Source organism: Streptosporangium sp. H16 (assembly GCF_051918855.1).
Taxonomy (GTDB): Bacteria; Actinomycetota; Actinomycetes; order Streptosporangiales; family Streptosporangiaceae; genus Streptosporangium.
The window spans coordinates 1-15,396 of sequence record NZ_JBPXMD010000017.1 but is presented as its reverse complement, the minus strand read 5'-3'; the positions used below and the strand labels follow the sequence as shown (position 1 = coordinate 15,396).

The following is a 15,396-nucleotide window of genomic DNA, read 5'->3' as shown; positions in this document are numbered from 1 at the left end:
GGCATCGGAGGCAGGGCCGCCAGGTCCACATCTGTCGGCGCCGGCTGCTAGAACTTGACCCCTGCCCGTACCGAGGAGTCCCCGTGATCCATGAGCATCTCACCGCGTTCCACGGTCCGGAGACGAACGCCTTCGGCGACCTGCTGTCCGGGCTCACCGGTCTGCCCGAGAGCGGGGCCGCCGGCCTTGACTGCCACGCCGCGCAGGTGGCCCGCCTCCTCACGCTCCGGAGCGCGGCATGAGAGACATGAGCGCGATCGCCGGCACGCACGACATGAGGCCCTACGAAGGGTACGTCTACGCCTACCCGCACAAGACGGCCTATCGTCCGCTCGACCCGCGGCCCCCGCTGCGCGAGGTCTGGGAACAGGAGCGCACCGACGCGCTCTTCCTCTACCTGCACGTGCCCTTCTGCGAGATGCGGTGCGGCTTCTGCAACCTGTTCACCAGGACCGGCGCCCCCGCGGAGCTGGTGGCCTCCTACCTCGACGCGCTCCGGCGCCAGGCGGAAGCCGTGCGGCAGGCGCTGCCGGACGACGCGCGTTTCGTCACCACGGCGATCGGCGGCGGCACACCCACCTATCTGGAGGCGGCCGAGCTGGCCAGGCTGCTCGACCTGGCCGAGCAGACCATGGGGACCGACTTCTCCACCACCCCGCTCGGGATCGAGACCTCTCCGGCCACCGCCACGCCTGATCGTCTGGCCGTGCTCGCCGAGCGCGGCACCACCCGGATCTCGATCGGGGTGCAGAGTTTCATCGACGCCGAGGCCAGAGCCGCCCTGCGACCGCAGCGCCGCACCGAGGTCGAGACCGCGCTGACCGCCATCCGCGAGACCGGGTTCCGCACGCTCAACATCGATCTGATCTACGGCATCGACGGCCAGACGCCGGACACCTGGCGCCGTTCTCTCGACGCCACCCTCGCCTGGCGCCCGGAGGAGATCTATCTCTACCCGCTGTACGTCCGGCCTCTCACCGGGCTGGGCGCCCTCGGCCGCGACTGGGACGACCAGCGGCTCGGCCTCTACCGCCAGGGCCGCGACCATCTCCTGGCCGCCGGGTACGAGCAGGTGTCCATGCGGATGTTCCGGCTGCCCGGCACGGAGTCGGGCAGCGAGTACTGCTGCCAGAGCGACGGCATGGTCGGTCTCGGCTGCGGCGCCCGTTCCTACACGTCGCGGCTGCATTACTCCTTCGAGTACGCCGTGGGTGTGCGACACGTGCGCGCGATCATCGACGATTTCGTCCGGCTGCCGCGTGCCGCGTTCGGCGTCGCCAACGTCGGCTTCGCGCTCGACGATCTCGAACAGCGCCGGCGCCATCTCATCCAGTCCCTGCTGCAGGCCGAAGGGCTCGACCGAGCCGCCTACAGGGCGCGTTTCGGCGGCGACGTCCTCGACGACTTCTCCCTCGGTAGGTTCGCCGAGCGCGGCTGGGTGGTGGACGACTCCGCCCGCGTACGGCTGACGCCCGAAGGACTGGCCCGTTCCGACGCCATCGGGCCGGCCCTGTTCTCCGACAGGGCCCGCGACCTCATGGAGTCCTATGATCTCCGCTGACCCTCCGACAGGGCCGGTGACCGGCTCCCGGCGGGCGCCACTGTCGATATGGGACATCACACCGCGGCACGTGGACGCGTCCCCGGCGGGCGACATCCCGAAGCCCGAGGAGCTGACCCTCCTCTACCGGGGCCCACTGGCCAGTTGCGACTACGACTGCGCCTACTGCCCCTTCGCGAAGCGGCGCGACGGCCCGGACCGGCTGCGCGCCGATCGGGAGGCGCTGGCCCGCTTCACCGCCTGGGTCGCGGCGCGCGACTTTCCCGTCTCGGTGCTGTTCACGCCGTGGGGCGAGGGGCTCGTCAGATCGTGGTATCGCACCGCGATGGTGGAGCTGAGCCACCTGGCCCACGTACGCAGGGTGGCCATCCAGACCAACCTGAGCACCCGGCTGAGGTGGCTCGCCGAAGCCGACCTGGACACGCTCGCCCTCTGGGCCACCTACCACCCGGGCCAGGTGACGCACGACCGGTTCCTGGCCCGATGCCGGGAGCTGCTCGCCCACGGGGTGCGCTTCAGCGTCGGCGTGGTCGGCGTCCCCGACCACGCCGAGCCGGCCAGGCGGCTGCGGGCGGAGCTTCCCGACGACGTGTATCTGTGGATCAACGCCGCCGAGGGGCGTGCCTACACCGAGCGGGAGGCGGCCGTCTGGACCGGGATCGACCCGTTGTTCGGCTACAGCAGGAGGCCGCACCGCAGCCTCGGACTGCCCTGCCGCACCGGCCGGAGCGTGGTGTCGGTCGACGGCGAGGGCACGGTGCGGCGGTGTCACTTCGTCGCGCAGCCGATCGGCAACCTCTACGACGGGTCGGCGCTGCGCGCGCTCGCCCCACGCCCGTGCCCGCTTCCCGTGTGCGACTGCCACATAGGATACGTGCATCTCGAACCGCTCGATCTCTACCGCGTCTTCGCGGGCGGCCTGCTCGAACGCATCCCCGCGGGCCGGCCGCGTTGACGGTCGGCGGGTGCCTTCGGTGCGGCGGGCGCGCCTGCCCGCTCAGCCGGGTTGCCGCGACGCCGTGAAGGGCCGCGCGGCCGGGCGGACGCCCAGCTCGGCCAGCAGGCCGGCCATGCGGGCGGCGCGGAGCGGGTCGACGGGCAGGACGTGGCCGGTCCACCAGCGGGCGATCTCCGGGGTCGGCCCCGCGGGAACCAGGTCCAGGTAGTCGTCCAGCGGCGGATCGTAGATGAAACCGGGCACCACGCCCCGGCTCTCCAGCCGGACGACGACCTCGTCGCGGTCCTCGACCAGCAGGGGCACCCGCAGCAGTGGCTGCGGCGCCGCGTCGCGGACGCCCTCGGCCGCCCAGGGCAGGGTGCGCAGCAGCTCGACCCCGGCCACCCGGCGCTCCCGCTCGCGGTCGATCACCCGGAACCGGGAGCGGTGGTAGCCGCGCAGCAGCGGCCCCTGACGCATCCGCCAGTCGTCGAGGTCGATCCGCAGCCAGTGGTCCATGGCGCGCGGGTCGACCGGATCGGCGGCGACGACCGCGCGCAGCTCGTCCTCGCGGGGCGGGCAGCGGTGGCCGGTCCACCGCACGAGCCCGAGCGCCTTGAGGGCGTGCCACATCGGCCTGACCAGCCCGGTGCGGTAGATCGTCTCGCGCAGCACGGGCCGCAGCGTGCCGAGCAGCTGGGCGCGCGCCCCTCCGGGGAGCAGCAGCTCGTCCCTGGTCCGCGCCAGCTCGGGCAGCGCGGCCGGGTCCTCCGCGGTGAGGAACCCGCCGGACATCGCCCGCCCGTGCTTGGCGAGGCTGAACACCCCGGCGGTGCCGAAGGTGCCCGCCGGGCGGCCGTCCACGACCGTCTGCATGGCGTGCGCCGCGTCGTCGAGAAGGAGCACGCCGCGCCGGTCGCACTCGGCCCGCAGCTCGGCCACCCGGTCGGGCTGGCCGTACAGGTGCGTGGTGACGACACCGGCGAGACCGGTCCAGTCGACGGCGGGGACGTCGATGTTGCCGTCGCGCCAGGAGACCGGCGCCATCACCGGCTCCAGCCCGGCGGCCAGCACGACGAACAGCACCGTCTCGCAGTTCGTCGGCGAGATCAGCACCCTGTCGCCGCGCTTGAACCAGTGGCGCAGCGCCAGCAGCAGGCCGAACCTGGCGGACGGCACGTGGAGGCACTCCTGGCCGATCCGGTCGCGCATGGCCGCCTCGAGCGCGCGGCGGCCGTCCTCGCGGCCGTTCCCGCGCCCGTTCCCGCGGCCGGACGTGGCGGGGTGACCGCTCATCGGGCCCTCCTTCGGTCGGCTCACGTGGTCTTCCCACGGGTGCGCAGCCGACCGTACCGCTTCATGGCCCTGTCGGCGGCGCCGTACAGGGCCGGGCTGTCGAGGATGAACCGCCGCACCCGGCGGACCGGCTCGGTGCGCAGCCAGTGCGCCGCCGCGCCCGCCGACCGGCGGCGCACGATGCCCTCGGTGACGGGAACGGTCCGGCTGCACAGCGCGTCCTTGTACTCCGAGCCGTTGCTGATGCCCAGGTCGAGCGAGGTGATCCCGAGTTTCGCGGCGGCCTCGACCATGTGCAGGTGCTGGATCAGGCCGGGGGAGTATCTGGCGTACTCCGGGTCGTAGGCGGGAAACCATCCGATCATCGTCGTGCCGGTGCGCAGCCCGAAGTGGCCCGCGACGGGCCTGCCGCCGGCGTACAGCATCGACAGCGGCCCGGCGAAGTCGTCGGTGTCGACGGCGTGCAGGCGCTCGGCCAGCTCCACGACCCACGCCCTGCCGAAGCGGTCGGGACGGCCCATCCGCTGGTACTGGGCGGACTTCCACTCGCGCAGCAGCCGGAACCGCTCCGGGTCGCGCACCGCGAACTCGGAGGTGACCTCGCCCGCGTCGCGGCCCAGCTTCCGCTCCTTGTACAGGGTGGTCTTGAGGAATTTCGGGGAGCGCTCGCGCAGCTCTTCGAGGAAGGCCGAATAGCCGCCGCCGAAGTCGAGGACCACGGCCTCCTGCCTGAGCGTCTCGAACGGCTGGAACCACGGCTGGCGGTCGACCAGGCAGCCGAACTCCCACACGCTCAGCCCGCACGCCTTGAGCAGGGCGCCGGAGTCGAGCTCGGCCCCCGGCCGGTGGACGACCCCCTGGGAGAGCGAGACCCACCCGCCCAGCGCGGCGCCCACCCCGCCACCGTGCCGCTCGAAGGGGAAGAACCCCACGGGCCCGTCCGACTCGGTGATCACCGCCACCCGCGCCGCCGCGCTGACCTCGCCCATCGCGACCGTGAAGTCCGGGCCGAGGAAGGGGTTGTCGAGATGCGGGCTGGAACGTTGCATTCCCCGCCATGCCGCGATCTCGGCCGGGCCCAGCTCCGCGGGCCGGATGACGCTGATCCTCATGCGCCGCCCCCCGCCGGGCGAGGACGACCAGCGGTGCGCGCAAACCTACCGTTCACGGGGCGGTGGTCCTTTCTCGAAGCCTGGTCCCAGGCACTGGACGTCGTCGGGGCGAAGGACGAGATCCAGTCGGCGCGGGCACGAGGGGTGTGCGTCACGGCACGCGGAAACCATCCCGGAACCAGGAAGCGATCCCCCGAACCGCCAGCCGGTAATCGATGGGTCAAATCTATCGGGGATATCGCCCTATTCGCTGAGTCGCCGGCCAGATTCGCTAAGCGACGTCGAAGGAGGCCGGTCCCGGGGGCACCCTGGGTGGCAGCGGGGGGACCGCGGGGATGAGCCGCTCGATGACCGGCAGGGCGCGGTGGGCGTACAGCGGGTCGATCGGCAGCACGTGCCGGGCCCACCAGCGCGCCACCTCGGGCTGGGGAGAGGGGTCGGTGAACTCCGGCAGGTAGCCGTCGTACGGCGGGTCGTAGAGGTAGCCGGTGGCGACCCCGTGCCGCTCCAGCTCGGCGATGGCCCCGTCGCGGCCGTAGACCAGCAGCGGGACCCGGAACAGCGGCTGGTCCAGGTGGCGGCGGACGGCCGGCGCCACGGTGGGCAGCGCGGCCAGCACCGAGACGCCGGCGATCCGCCGTGACCGCTGCCGGGGCAGCGCGTGCAGGCGCCGCGACTGGTACCAGCGCGAAAGGTGGCCCCGCCTGGCCCGGTAGTCGTGCAGGTCGGCCTGGACCCAGGAGTCGAACGCCGGCAGCTGCTGCGGTGCGTACTCCAGCGCCCTGAGCAGCTCCGCCGGACGCGGGGCGATGCGGTATCCCTCGCGCTCCTCCTCCATGCCGAGCGCGCGCATGGCCCTCAGTGCCGGGCGGACCATGTTCAGGCGCAGCGCGGCGTGCCGGCCCGCGGAGGTCAGCACGCTGTGGATCTCCTTCCTGAAGACCCCCGGCTGCAGCAGCCGGTCGCGCTCGCGCTCCAGGGCGCGAAGGTCCGAGAGGTGCTCGACCGCGATCACCCCGCCGGAGCCCGCCCCCGCGTGCTTGGACAGGCTGAACACGCCGGCCACCCCGAAGGTGCCGATCGGCCTGCCGTTCACGCTCGTCTCGATCGCGTGCGCGACGTCCTCGATCAGGATCTTGCCGCCGAACGCGGCCACCCGGTCCGGCAGGCCGTACAGGTTGGTGGTGAGCACCGCGTCGACCGCGTCGAGGTCGACGGCGTCGACGTCGATGTTGCCGTCGTCGAGGGAGAGCGGGGCGATGACCGGGCGCAGCCCGGCCGCGAGCACGAGGAAGAGGATCTCGTCCGCCGACAGCGGTGACATCAGCAGCCGCTGGCCGGGATGACACCAGTGCCGCAGGGCCAGATACAGGCCCAGGCGGTTGGAAGGCAGCGGGAGGCAGAGGCGATGTGTCCGCTTCGCCACGATGTGCTCAGGAGTCACTGGAGACCGTCTATCACGTACGGCATCGGGACCGCAAACCGGCGGCCGCGTGTCGTCCTAACCGGCGCTCACCTGGGAGGTTTTGCCATGGTTCATCACCCTGCGCATGTTCGGGAAGACCAGCAGCGCCACCAGGAGCTGGCTGCCGAGCATGGCGTAGCCCACCGCGGCGATCCCGAAGTGGGGGAAGAGCACCGCTATTGAGGTGAGGACCAGGACGGCCATCCCGATCTGGACGAGGGCGAGCTTGCGCGCCTCGCTCTGGGCGCGCAGCATGCTGAGGCAGATCTCGATCACCGTCTGGGGGAGCACGGCGATCGCCATCAGGCGCAGCAGCGGCGAGCCCGCCTCGGCGAAACCCGGGCCGAACACGCTCAGGATCAGCGGCGCGCCGATCACGACCACGGCGACGACCGGGCCGACGATCAGGAAGGTGCGCCGCAGCGCGTTGCGCACGCTCTGCGCCAGCTGGGCGGCGTTGAAGGACCCCTCGACGGTCAGCGAGACCGCCATGTTGGCCGCGAGCAGCCCGACCATGGAGCCCAGCGTGTGGGCTATCGAGAAGTAGCCGAACGTCGGCGCGTCGTCGAGCCAGCCCGCGACGATGACCGGGACGAGATAGAGGATCAGCAGGATGGAGAACGCGCCGGGGAAGTCCCCGGCGAGGAAGCGGCCCACCTCGCGCAGGCGCGGCGGATTCGCGGCGCTCACCTCGGTGTTCTTGACATGCTTGGGGATGATCACGCCGAAGATGAGCCAGCTGATCGGGATCAGCGCTATGGCCGTCGGCACGATCCACGAGACGAAGATCCCGCCGAAGACGCCGCCCTGCGGCAGCGCGTACGCCAGCGCGACGAGCAGGCCCATCTTGACCAGGCCGAACGCCAGGCTGTTGACCGGCACCCAGACGGCGTTGCGCAGCCCGGCCAGCGTCACGTCCTGGAGGGTGAAGATGGTCCACACGAGCACCGAGGCGAGGAAGAACAGTCCCGGGCCGAGCCCGCCGAGGTCGGCGTAGACCGAGCCCCAGATCGGCAACGTCAGCAGGAACCCCAGCGCCGCCACCAGGCCGGCGGCCCCGGCGACCGCGTAGCCGCGCAGGACGAACTCGGCGGTGCGGCGCCCGGCCACCGGGATGAACCTGGCCAGGGCGCCCGCGAAGGCGAGCCCGGTCAGGGAGGAGAACAGCCGCATCGCGCTGATCTGGGCCTGGCCCTCGCCGAAGGCGGCGGCGGTGTACAGGTGCGTCGCGAGGAACCAGTAGCCGAGGCCCAGCACGGCGGTGATCCCCGTATTGATCATCAGCGCGTAGCCCTGCAGGAACAGGGGGTTCCTCAGATCCTTGCGCAGGCGGTCCATCAGGCCGGCCCCGCGCTCCTCGGTCGCCGTCCGGCCCGCCGCCTGGTCGCTCCCGTCGCGCGTCACGCCGCCATCATCGGCCGGGCCGCTTGCACCGACCTTGCCACCCGCTGTACGGAGGCCGGTGGCCGCGTTCACCGGGGGCTCTGGACCCTCCGGCCGGGTGCCCGGCGCGGGAACGCCGCCCCTGAGCCTGGCGTGCCTGCCTCGTCCGGTGCCGTGCTCACTCACCCCGGTACTCCCGGTCCGCGCCGTTCCCCGAGGCGGTGCGGGAGTGCCGCGGATCGCTCGGGCGGGGTGGATCGGTGGCCTCGCCGGCGGGCCCCGAAGGGTACGTCGCCGGCGTACGCGTCTCGTCACGAGACCTGCCGGTCACCGAGGGGTACATGAGAATCGGCACGTGAGTCATGATGCCCCAGTTTCAAGCGAGCCGTGTCCGGCATGTATCCGGAAGTCCCCCGCACGGCCTGATCGTGATGGAGACTGCCCTGCTTTCCCGGGGTTGAGGGGTGGAGGGAGGTGGAGGGAGAGTGGCCGAGGTCACCGGGGTCACCGGGGTCACCGCGAGCGACTCGCGGTATGCGGAGCGGGTTCGCCCGCGGTGCGCGGAGCGGGTTCGCGGGAGCCGGGCGGTCCGGGGCGAGGGGGGCGGCCCCGCGCGTCACTCGGGGGCCTCAGGAGCAGGGGCTTCGGGACTTTCGGGTCCTCAGGGGGCCGGTGCCGGTGCCGCGGGGGCCTGGGAACCTCGGGAGGTGAGGAGACGGTTCAGGACGCGGACGCCGAACTCCAGGCCCTCGACGGGGACGCGCTCGTTCACGCCGTGGAACATGCCGAAGTAGTCGAGGTCGGAGGTGAGCATCAGCGGGGCGAAACCGTACCCCCTGATGCCGAGCCCCGCGAAGGACTTGGCGTCCGTGCCGCCCGACATCACGTACGGCACCGGCCGCGCCGCCGGATCCTCGGCCACCAGGGCGGCACCGAGCCGGTCGAAGAACGGCGAGTCCATCGGGGCCGAGGGGGCGTCCTCGATGTTGACGAACTCCCGGGTCACCCGGGGGCCGAGCAGGCGGTCGATCGTCTCCAGGAACTCCTCCCGGTGTCCCGGCAGGAACCGCCCGTCCACGTGGCCCTCGGCGGTGCCGGGGACCACGTTGACCTTGTAGCCCGCCTGGAGCATCGTCGGGTTCGCCGAGTTGCGGATCTGCGCGCCGAACAGGTCGCCGATCCGGCCGAGCCGCCTCGCCTCCTCCTCCAGCCGGTCGAGGTCGACGCGCTCGCCGAGGATGTCCGACAGGTCCTCGATCAGCGCCGCCACCCCGGGCGTCAGCCGCACCGGCCAGGGGTGGGAGGCGATCCTGGACATGGCGTGGCAGAGCTCGGCCACCGCGTTGTCCACCGGCGGGCGGGAGCCGTGGCCCGCGACACCGGTCGCGGTGAGCCGCATCCAGGCGGTGCCGCGCTCGCCCACCGCGACCGGGTAGATCCGCGCGCCCGGAGCCTCGACGCTGTAGCCGCCGGACTCGCTGATCGCGTCGGTGCAGCCGTCGAACAGCTCGCGATGGTGGCGCACCGCGTAGCGCGCGCCGTACTCGCCGGTGGCCTCCTCGTCGGCGAGGAAGGCCAGCACGACGTCACGGTCCGGCCGCACCCCGCGCCGGGCCCAGTCGCGGACCAGGGTGAGCGTCATGGCGAGGGAGCCCTTCATGTCGACCGCGCCCCGGCCCCAGACGCATCCGCCGGAGACCTCGCCGGAGAACGGGTGGATCCGCCAGTCGGAGGGCCGGGCGGGGACCACGTCGAGGTGGCCGTGGATCAGCAGGGCCTCGGGCGAGTCGCCGGGGATCCTGGCGACCACGCTGGTCCTGCGGCTGGCCGACTCGAACACCACCGGCTCGATCCCGGCGTCGGACAGCAGGGCGGCGACGTGCTCGGCCGCCGGACGCTCGCCGGGGCCGGGGTTGGTGGTGTCGAACCTGATCAGGTCCGAGCAGATCTGCGTGACCTCGCTGCTCATCGACGAAACGCCCCCGGAGACAAGAACCCACAATCTGGATCAAAGGTGCATACCCCTCCGGGTTGGAAATAGCACCTCGGGTCGTCGTGTCGAGCACTCCCGGCCGGCTGCGACGCCGCTACCCCTCCAGGGCCCGGGAGCTTGTCTCACTCGCTGAGCGCGGCCTGCGGAGTCTTCTTGGTCGATCCCTTGGCCACGCTGGGGTCGCCGGCGGCGAACGCCTCGGCGACCTTCCCCCCGATGCGCCCGCGCTCGCTCACCTCGATCCCGTGGGACTTCGCCCACGCCCGGATCTCGGCGCTCCGCTCGCGGTTGCCGCCGGAGCCCTTCGCCCTGCCCTTGCGGCTCAGAGAGGTGCTCGCCTTGCGGGCGGCGGACTGGAACGGCTTGAGGGCCTCACGAAGTTTCGTGGCGTTCTTCGAGCTCAGATCGATCTCGTAGGCGGTGCCGTCCAAGCCGAACGAGACGGTCTCGTCCGCCTTCTTGCCGGTGATGTCGTCGGTGAACGTGACGACTTGCTGACGTGCCATTGTGCGACTCCTTAATCTTGGCGCCGGAGCGTGCGGTCGTGAACCCGACCGACGATGGTTCCCGCGTCTCTTCCCCGTGCGCAAAACTCTAGTCCCTCCTTTCACCGCTGCGCTCAGGAAACCTCTGCCCATCGGAGATCAATCCTTCAGGTTAATTACTCAAGGCCGAACTCCGACGTCTCCACGTCATTGGGAAATGCTTCCCGCTCACGAGGGATTAAAAACGACGGCGGCGCCGGGGCCCCTAGGCGCCTTGTATGCCGAGATCTGTCGGATACCCTCGGCGGGTTTTCCGGAAGGGGGCATCTGGGCGCTTTGGAGTTTCATGACCTCCGAGTGGTTTCCGGCCTCGCCGCCCGGAAAAAAATCGACTTCCGCCACTTGGGGCGACTCTGGTCCGTCGTTCCACTGCCGTTCGTTTCCCGGACGCCGTCGCGCCGGGCGCCGCGGCCTCCCGCCGTCGCCCCTCTCGGCCGCCGGGCGTGTCCTCCGTCCCGTTTTCGCTGCTCACGGTATCTGTCGAGTCGAGATCGCGGGAGGGGAACGGGGGACGGGCCGGGGGTGCGGAGAGGCGGGGAGGAGAAGCCCCGCGCGCCGTCCCGGGCGCTCGGCGGACAATTCACGCACGCCGGATGTCCGTAACCGAACGCGTTCCGGGATTCTGGAGGACAAATGACTTCCCCGCGTCCGGAATGCGTGCCGCCGGTCCACGGGTTTGCCGGCGTCCGGCGCCGGGCGCCTTCGAAGGCGCCCGGCGGCACGCGGCCGATCACATTGAGGTGCGGTCCCGACACTCTAAGGTAAGGCAAGACTCGCCTTGTGGACCGTATGATTCCGGGCGTCTCGCATTGTGGGGGAGGGGGACGGCGGGCGTCGTTTGGTCCCTGGCGGTCATTGGCCCGTTCCATCGTCCGTCCGGATCAATCAACCGGCGTTCCCCGAATTGTTCGCGAGCCGGCGGGGGATCGGATAGGGGCATTGACCGGATCCGGCGCCTCCGCGCCCCGACCCCCGGCCCCCGAAGCCTTCGAAACCGGTGGTCCGTACGCCGGCCGCGCGGTCGTGGCCGGATTTGTCAGTCGTGATCTCTACCGTCCGGCCCATGACAAGTGCAGTGCAGGCCTACTCCTACGCCGGCCCCTCCACGCTCTCCGACGGACATCTGGGACTGTCGACGTCCGGAGGCCGGACCACGACGGGCTTCCTCGACCATCCCCGGTTCTTCAGCGGGTTGCTCACCCAGGCCGCACCCGCCGCGACCGGCCTGCTCGCGGTCGCCGACGTGGCGCTGGCCCGCTACCACCGGCCGCAGCCCGGATTCACCCGCGATCCGGTCGTGACCTGCGGCGGCGACCGCCTCAGGTTCGAGTCGTTCTCCGCCTGCGGCGGCGTCTACGCCCGGCTGGACGTGCTGGGTCCCGCCCTCGACGGTGAGGTCTTCGATCGGGGCACCACCAACGTGGACGTCAACAACCCGCTGCGCGAGGCGCTGGCCAGGGTCGGCGGCCGTGACCCGCTGCACGTCGGGGTCGGTCCCGACGAGCTCACCGTGACCACCCTGGACGGCGCGGTCGTGGAGAAGAAGGTGCCGCTGCCCGACCGGTGGCTGCGCGGTTTCGCGGAGGTCCAGGTGATCGCCTCCGGGTTCGACCTGCGCGCCGAGCTCGCCGGGCCGCAGGCCGTCAGGTTCCTGCGCGGCCTGCCGAAGCGGGCGGCGGCCGAGGTGTGGGCGGTTCCCGCGGGCAGGGAGCTGCGGCTCTCCGAGCGGGCCGTACCGGGCGGGGTCCATCTGGCCGGGGTCGGCAGGCTGGCGACGATGATGCCGTCGCTGCGCTTCGCCAAGGCGCTGCGCGTGTACGGGCCGGCGGACGGCTCGGGGTCGAGCGCCTGGGAGCTGGAACTGCCGGGCATGCGCTACACGCTGGTCCTGTCCCCGCAGGCCTGGCGCGGTTTCTCCGGGGAGGGGGCCGTCCTGGACGACCTCTCCTCGGACGTGGTGGCCGGCGACGCCGACCTGGTCGGCATCCTGCTCGACTTCGAGCCCACCCTGGAGCTCGGCCTGCTCGCCGAGCGCTCCGGGCTCGCGCCGGAGCGGGTCCGGGCCTCGCTCACCCAGCTCGGCACGGCGGGCCGGGTCGGCTACGACCTCTTCGAGGCCGCGCACTTCCACCGCGAGCTGCCCTACGACCGCGACCACGTCGCGGCGCTGAACCCCAGGCTCGGCTCCGCCCGCGCCCTGGTCGCCTCCGGCGCCGTCCGGCTGACCGGCCCCGATTCGGCCGAGGTGACCACCGGCGGCGGCGTCCGCCTGGTGCGGACGGCGGAGGGGTCGTGCACCTGCCCGTGGTGGTACGACCACCGGGGCTCGCGCGGTCCCTGTAAGCACGTGCTCGCCGCCCGGATGGCCGCCGGCACCGCCGACGCCCCCACCACCTCCCCGGCGGCACCGGCCACCCTCACCCGGGAGGACGCCCGATGACGGTCTGGGACGAGGTCCGCGAGCTCATCGAGAACGCCGGCCTCGACGAGCTCGCGGCCCGGATGGTGGAGCTCGACGACGCGGAGCGCAGGGAGGTCGCCAGGGAACTGCCCGGGTATCTCAGGCCGGCGCGTCGCGAGGCGGGGTCCTTCGAGCCGTGGAGAAGGCGGGGCGGACGGGGCGAGCACCTGCGGGTGGCGGGGGCGGGCTCGCTCGGCGGCGCGGCGGCCGTGGCCACCTGGCTGAACCGCCGCGAGTTCACGATCTTCGAGTGGGAGAGGCCGGGCGACACCGCCGCCCTCATCAGGGTGATCTCCGCGCGGGAGCCCGGGTGGCGGGCCGATCTGGTCTCCCGGCTCGTCCTGCGGGTCCGCACCCCGACCTCACCGAGACTGCTGCTGGTATTGGCCCTGCTCCGCGGTACCGGCGTGACCCCGCCCGAGCACGACCCGCTCGTGCTGGGCTGGCTCGCCACGCCGCCGCGCCGCTCCTCGTCGGGGTTCGGCCGCCAGTGCCGCCGCCTGCACGACTATCTCGTACGGCCCTGATCCTGCCCGCTCGGGCCGGGGGCGGGGGCGGCGGGACGGCGTCCGGGCGGACGCCGTCCCGCCGGGTACGCGGAGAACCCGGCGACGGCGAGCTTGCGGACCAGCGCCGTGAGCGCCGCCGTGATGATCGCCGCCCAGGTCTGGGCCTGGGAGAGGCGCAGGAGCCCGGCCGCGAGGAGGAAGTCGAGCAGCACCGCGAGCGCGACGCCGGGACCGCCGCCGGAGAGCAGCACGGCGAGCGCGGCGGCCAGCCCCATGACGACGATCAGGGGGACGAGCATCCGGACGAGGTCAGCCATTCCCGGCACCGGGCGGGACGCGCTCGCCGGGGTCGTCCGGCGAGCCGTGCCCGCCGGGGGCGTCCAGTGAGCCGCGCCCGCGCGCGTCGTTCACCGTGCGCCCCTCCCGCTCGATCTCCCTGTTCAGGAAGAAGTTCAGCGCGGTGCGGATGGCCGCGATCGCCGCGAGCTGCCCGATCTGCGTGAAACTCGGTGCGATGGCCGTACGCAGCACGTCGCTGGCCAGCTGGAACTCCAGGCCGAGGGCGAGGAACCGTCCCAGGAACAGCCGCACGGTGATGAACCCGTCGTCGTGCCGCCGTACGGCCGCCAGCACGAACCGCACGAACGCGATCGCGGCACCGACGAAGATGACGGCAGCCCCGGCCGCCTCGACGAGGCGGACCAGCAGGTTGACGAGCTGCCGGAGGGTCTCCTCCGGTAGGAGATCGAGCATGCGCTGCTGTTACCCGGTGGCTCCCCGACCATGCGGCCGCGGTCGCCGCCCTGTCCGCGGTGATCGGGGGTCGCCCATGGGTCGATCGAGGGTCGCGCAGAGATGGAGATCAGAGGTAGAGACCGGTGTTCTCCGGGGCGGCCGAGGTGCGGTCGAGGACGCCTTCGCGGCGGGCGAAGAGCTCGGCGAGGGTCGCGCCCGAGGGGGAGAGCCCCTCGGTGGTGCCGAGCCAGCGGGCGGCCTCGTCGTAGGGGAAGGCGCCGACCTCGATCTGGGCGAGGCAGCGGCCGGGGCGGGTGACGGCGGGGTGGAGGTGGGCCAGGTCCTCGTTGGTGGTGATGGCGACCAGGACGTCACGGCCCTGACCGAGGAGCCCGTCGGTCAGGTTGAGCAGCCGCGAGAGGCCCTGCCCGGTGGCCTCCTTGGCGCCGGCCCTGATCAGCTCGTCACAGTCCTCCAGCACCAGGAGCCGCCACCGGTCGCCGCCTCCGTCGCCGTCGTGATCGTGGTCGTGCTCGTCGGAGCCGACCGCGACCTCCATGAGGTAGCCGGGGGACTGGAACAGCAGCTCCGGATCCAGCACGCAGTCGACCTGGCACCACGACCGCCACTCGTGGGCGAGCGTGCGCAGCAGCGTCGTCTTGCCGGTGCCCGGCGGGCCGTGCAGCAGGATCAGCCGGCCGTGCGCCTCGGAGGGGGTGACGGACATCAGCCGCGACAGCGGCTCGCTGACCGACCTGGCGTAGTTGCCGGAGATCTCCGCCCAGGGGGAGGCGGTGATCGGCTTCTTCGAGCGGCGGCTGCCCCGGGGGTTGGAAGCAGTTGGTGGTGGAGCATGTATCAGGATGTGTGAGTGATCGTGAAAGAGTGGGTTAAGGCGCAGGGGTGTCCACCCGATCACCGCTTACCGGTGGTATCGGGAAGGCATTTTGCCTGTGCCCGCTCGTAAGGTCGGACGGCTGATCCTGGTCGCAGACGTCGATCCCCTCGCCTCGCACGGCGCAACCACCGTGGGGTACGCCCGCGTGTCTTCGGCGCAGGCGTCTTCCTCGGCGTGCCCGCCTCCACCGACACCGCTACCGGCACCGCCGGCAAGACCACCGGCTCCGTCTGCGGCTTCCTGCGCTCCCGAGGCGGGCGTCGGTCTGTTCGCCGGTCGGGGAGTCGTTGACCATGACTCCTACGCTACGTTAACGGTCAACTGCGTAGCGTGAGGGGGAGGGTTGATGCGGGTCCACCAGGCCTACCGCTATGCCCTGGACCCCACCCCCGAGCAGGCGCGCCTGCTCGCCTCCCACTGCGGTGCGGCCCGGTTCGCCTTCAACTGGGGCCTGGCCCGCGTCAAGGCCGCCTTGTCCCAGCGTGCGGCTGAGCAGTCCTA

General features: G+C 72.0%; 15 protein-coding genes and 2 pseudogenes. 7 read left to right on the top strand and 10 right to left on the bottom strand.

What is annotated here, in order from left to right; all coding sequences use genetic code 11:
- Nucleotides 1-83: 83 nt before the first annotated feature.
- From ACTOQ2_RS26195 to ACTOQ2_RS26185, 3 genes are read left to right on the top strand one after another with little or no spacing between them, the layout of a single operon-like run.
- Complete coding sequence (locus ACTOQ2_RS26195; RefSeq protein ID WP_440102998.1) at nt 84-242, top strand: hypothetical protein; 159 nt, start codon at nt 84-86, stop codon at nt 240-242.
- Between the two features lie 5 nt (nt 243-247).
- Nucleotides 248-1,561: an STM4012 family radical SAM protein gene (locus ACTOQ2_RS26190; RefSeq protein ID WP_440103225.1), complete on the top strand. Its 1,314-nt coding sequence runs from the start codon at nt 248-250 to the stop codon at nt 1,559-1,561.
- Nucleotides 1,548-2,516: an STM4011 family radical SAM protein gene (locus tag ACTOQ2_RS26185; RefSeq protein WP_440102996.1), complete on the top strand. Its 969-nt coding sequence runs from the start codon at nt 1,548-1,550 to the stop codon at nt 2,514-2,516. The genes ACTOQ2_RS26190 and ACTOQ2_RS26185 overlap by 14 nt, the downstream gene beginning before the upstream one ends.
- Before the next feature lie 42 nt (nt 2,517-2,558).
- Here the strand turns inward: ACTOQ2_RS26185 and ACTOQ2_RS26180 are convergent, their stop codons facing one another.
- The 6 genes from ACTOQ2_RS26180 to ACTOQ2_RS26155 all read right to left on the bottom strand — a co-directional run bounded on the left by ACTOQ2_RS26180 (nt 2,559) and on the right by ACTOQ2_RS26155 (nt 10,253).
- Nucleotides 2,559-3,794, bottom strand: a complete 1,236-nt coding sequence (locus ACTOQ2_RS26180) for a DegT/DnrJ/EryC1/StrS family aminotransferase (RefSeq protein ID WP_440102994.1) — start codon at nt 3,792-3,794, stop codon at nt 2,559-2,561.
- 20 nt (nt 3,795-3,814) lie between these two features.
- Nucleotides 3,815-4,906: a GNAT family N-acetyltransferase gene (locus ACTOQ2_RS26175; protein WP_440102992.1), complete on the bottom strand. Its 1,092-nt coding sequence runs from the start codon at nt 4,904-4,906 to the stop codon at nt 3,815-3,817.
- A 271-nt stretch (nt 4,907-5,177) separates the two neighbouring features.
- Nucleotides 5,178-6,350 (bottom strand): DegT/DnrJ/EryC1/StrS family aminotransferase, encoded by a 1,173-nt coding sequence (locus ACTOQ2_RS26170; protein ID WP_440102990.1) that lies wholly within the window; start codon nt 6,348-6,350, stop codon nt 5,178-5,180.
- A gap of 57 nt (nt 6,351-6,407) precedes the next feature.
- Nucleotides 6,408-7,775 carry a lipopolysaccharide biosynthesis protein gene (locus ACTOQ2_RS26165; RefSeq protein ID WP_440102988.1) on the bottom strand — a complete coding sequence of 456 codons (1,368 nt, stop codon included), beginning with the start codon at nt 7,773-7,775 and terminating at the stop codon, nt 6,408-6,410.
- A gap of 640 nt (nt 7,776-8,415) precedes the next feature.
- Nucleotides 8,416-9,723, bottom strand: a complete 1,308-nt coding sequence (locus tag ACTOQ2_RS26160; protein ID WP_440102986.1) for a M20/M25/M40 family metallo-hydrolase — start codon at nt 9,721-9,723, stop codon at nt 8,416-8,418.
- Between the two features lie 146 nt (nt 9,724-9,869).
- On the bottom strand, nt 9,870-10,253 hold the full coding sequence (locus tag ACTOQ2_RS26155; RefSeq protein ID WP_362683408.1) for a histone-like nucleoid-structuring protein Lsr2: 384 nt from the start codon (nt 10,251-10,253) through the stop codon (nt 9,870-9,872).
- 1,102 nt (nt 10,254-11,355) lie between these two features.
- Between ACTOQ2_RS26155 and ACTOQ2_RS26150 the strand changes: the two genes are divergently transcribed.
- Both ACTOQ2_RS26150 and ACTOQ2_RS26145 read left to right on the top strand, forming a co-directional pair.
- Complete coding sequence (locus ACTOQ2_RS26150; protein ID WP_440102984.1) at nt 11,356-12,732, top strand: SWIM zinc finger family protein; 1,377 nt, start codon at nt 11,356-11,358, stop codon at nt 12,730-12,732.
- Entirely contained in the window at nt 12,729-13,280 is a 552-nt protein-coding gene (locus ACTOQ2_RS26145; RefSeq protein WP_440102982.1) for a hypothetical protein, read from the top strand. Before ACTOQ2_RS26150 ends, ACTOQ2_RS26145 begins: the two co-directional genes overlap by 4 nt.
- Here the strand turns inward: ACTOQ2_RS26145 and ACTOQ2_RS26140 are convergent.
- The 4 genes and pseudogenes from ACTOQ2_RS26140 to ACTOQ2_RS26125 form a co-directional block, all read right to left on the bottom strand.
- Nucleotides 13,262-13,579 carry a hypothetical protein gene (locus ACTOQ2_RS26140; protein ID WP_440102980.1) on the bottom strand — a complete coding sequence of 106 codons (318 nt, stop codon included), beginning with the start codon at nt 13,577-13,579 and terminating at the stop codon, nt 13,262-13,264. The genes ACTOQ2_RS26145 and ACTOQ2_RS26140 overlap by 19 nt on opposite strands.
- Nucleotides 13,572-14,015 carry a DUF1622 domain-containing protein gene (locus ACTOQ2_RS26135; protein ID WP_440102979.1) on the bottom strand — a complete coding sequence of 148 codons (444 nt, stop codon included), beginning with the start codon at nt 14,013-14,015 and terminating at the stop codon, nt 13,572-13,574. The genes ACTOQ2_RS26140 and ACTOQ2_RS26135 overlap by 8 nt, the downstream gene beginning before the upstream one ends.
- A 109-nt stretch (nt 14,016-14,124) precedes the next feature.
- On the bottom strand, nt 14,125-14,724 hold the full coding sequence (locus tag ACTOQ2_RS26130; protein ID WP_440103223.1) for an AAA family ATPase: 600 nt from the start codon (nt 14,722-14,724) through the stop codon (nt 14,125-14,127).
- Between the two features lie 6 nt (nt 14,725-14,730).
- Nucleotides 14,731-14,916: pseudogene (locus tag ACTOQ2_RS26125) on the bottom strand (DUF5925 domain-containing protein); the annotation flags it as partial.
- Here ACTOQ2_RS26125 and ACTOQ2_RS26120 point away from each other — a divergent pair.
- A pseudogene (locus tag ACTOQ2_RS26120) lies at nt 14,912-15,052 on the top strand (IS607 family transposase); the annotation flags it as partial. The pseudogenes ACTOQ2_RS26125 and ACTOQ2_RS26120 sit on opposite strands and share 5 nt — an antisense overlap.
- Nucleotides 15,053-15,241: 189 nt before the next feature.
- The coding region (locus tag ACTOQ2_RS26115; protein WP_440103221.1) for a helix-turn-helix domain-containing protein at nt 15,242-15,396 on the top strand (155 nt) is incomplete at its 3' end.

Excerpts from the sequence above, each read along its gene's own strand:
- ACTOQ2_RS26190 (WP_440103225.1), top strand. The coding sequence starts at position 248 with ATGAGCGCGATCGCCGGCACGCACGACATGAGGCCCTACGAAGGGTAC.
- ACTOQ2_RS26185 (WP_440102996.1), top strand. The coding sequence starts at position 1,548 with ATGATCTCCGCTGACCCTCCGACAGGGCCGGTGACCGGCTCCCGGCGG.
- ACTOQ2_RS26180 (WP_440102994.1), bottom strand. The coding sequence starts at position 3,794 with ATGAGCGGTCACCCCGCCACGTCCGGCCGCGGGAACGGGCGCGGGAAC.
- ACTOQ2_RS26175 (WP_440102992.1), bottom strand. The coding sequence starts at position 4,906 with ATGAGGATCAGCGTCATCCGGCCCGCGGAGCTGGGCCCGGCCGAGATC.
- ACTOQ2_RS26160 (WP_440102986.1), bottom strand. The coding sequence starts at position 9,723 with ATGAGCAGCGAGGTCACGCAGATCTGCTCGGACCTGATCAGGTTCGAC.
- ACTOQ2_RS26155 (WP_362683408.1), bottom strand. The coding sequence starts at position 10,253 with ATGGCACGTCAGCAAGTCGTCACGTTCACCGACGACATCACCGGCAAG.
- ACTOQ2_RS26150 (WP_440102984.1), top strand. The coding sequence starts at position 11,356 with ATGACAAGTGCAGTGCAGGCCTACTCCTACGCCGGCCCCTCCACGCTC.
- ACTOQ2_RS26145 (WP_440102982.1), top strand. The coding sequence starts at position 12,729 with ATGACGGTCTGGGACGAGGTCCGCGAGCTCATCGAGAACGCCGGCCTC.
- ACTOQ2_RS26140 (WP_440102980.1), bottom strand. The coding sequence starts at position 13,579 with ATGGCTGACCTCGTCCGGATGCTCGTCCCCCTGATCGTCGTCATGGGG.
- ACTOQ2_RS26135 (WP_440102979.1), bottom strand. The coding sequence starts at position 14,015 with ATGCTCGATCTCCTACCGGAGGAGACCCTCCGGCAGCTCGTCAACCTG.
- ACTOQ2_RS26130 (WP_440103223.1), bottom strand. The coding sequence starts at position 14,724 with ATGTCCGTCACCCCCTCCGAGGCGCACGGCCGGCTGATCCTGCTGCAC.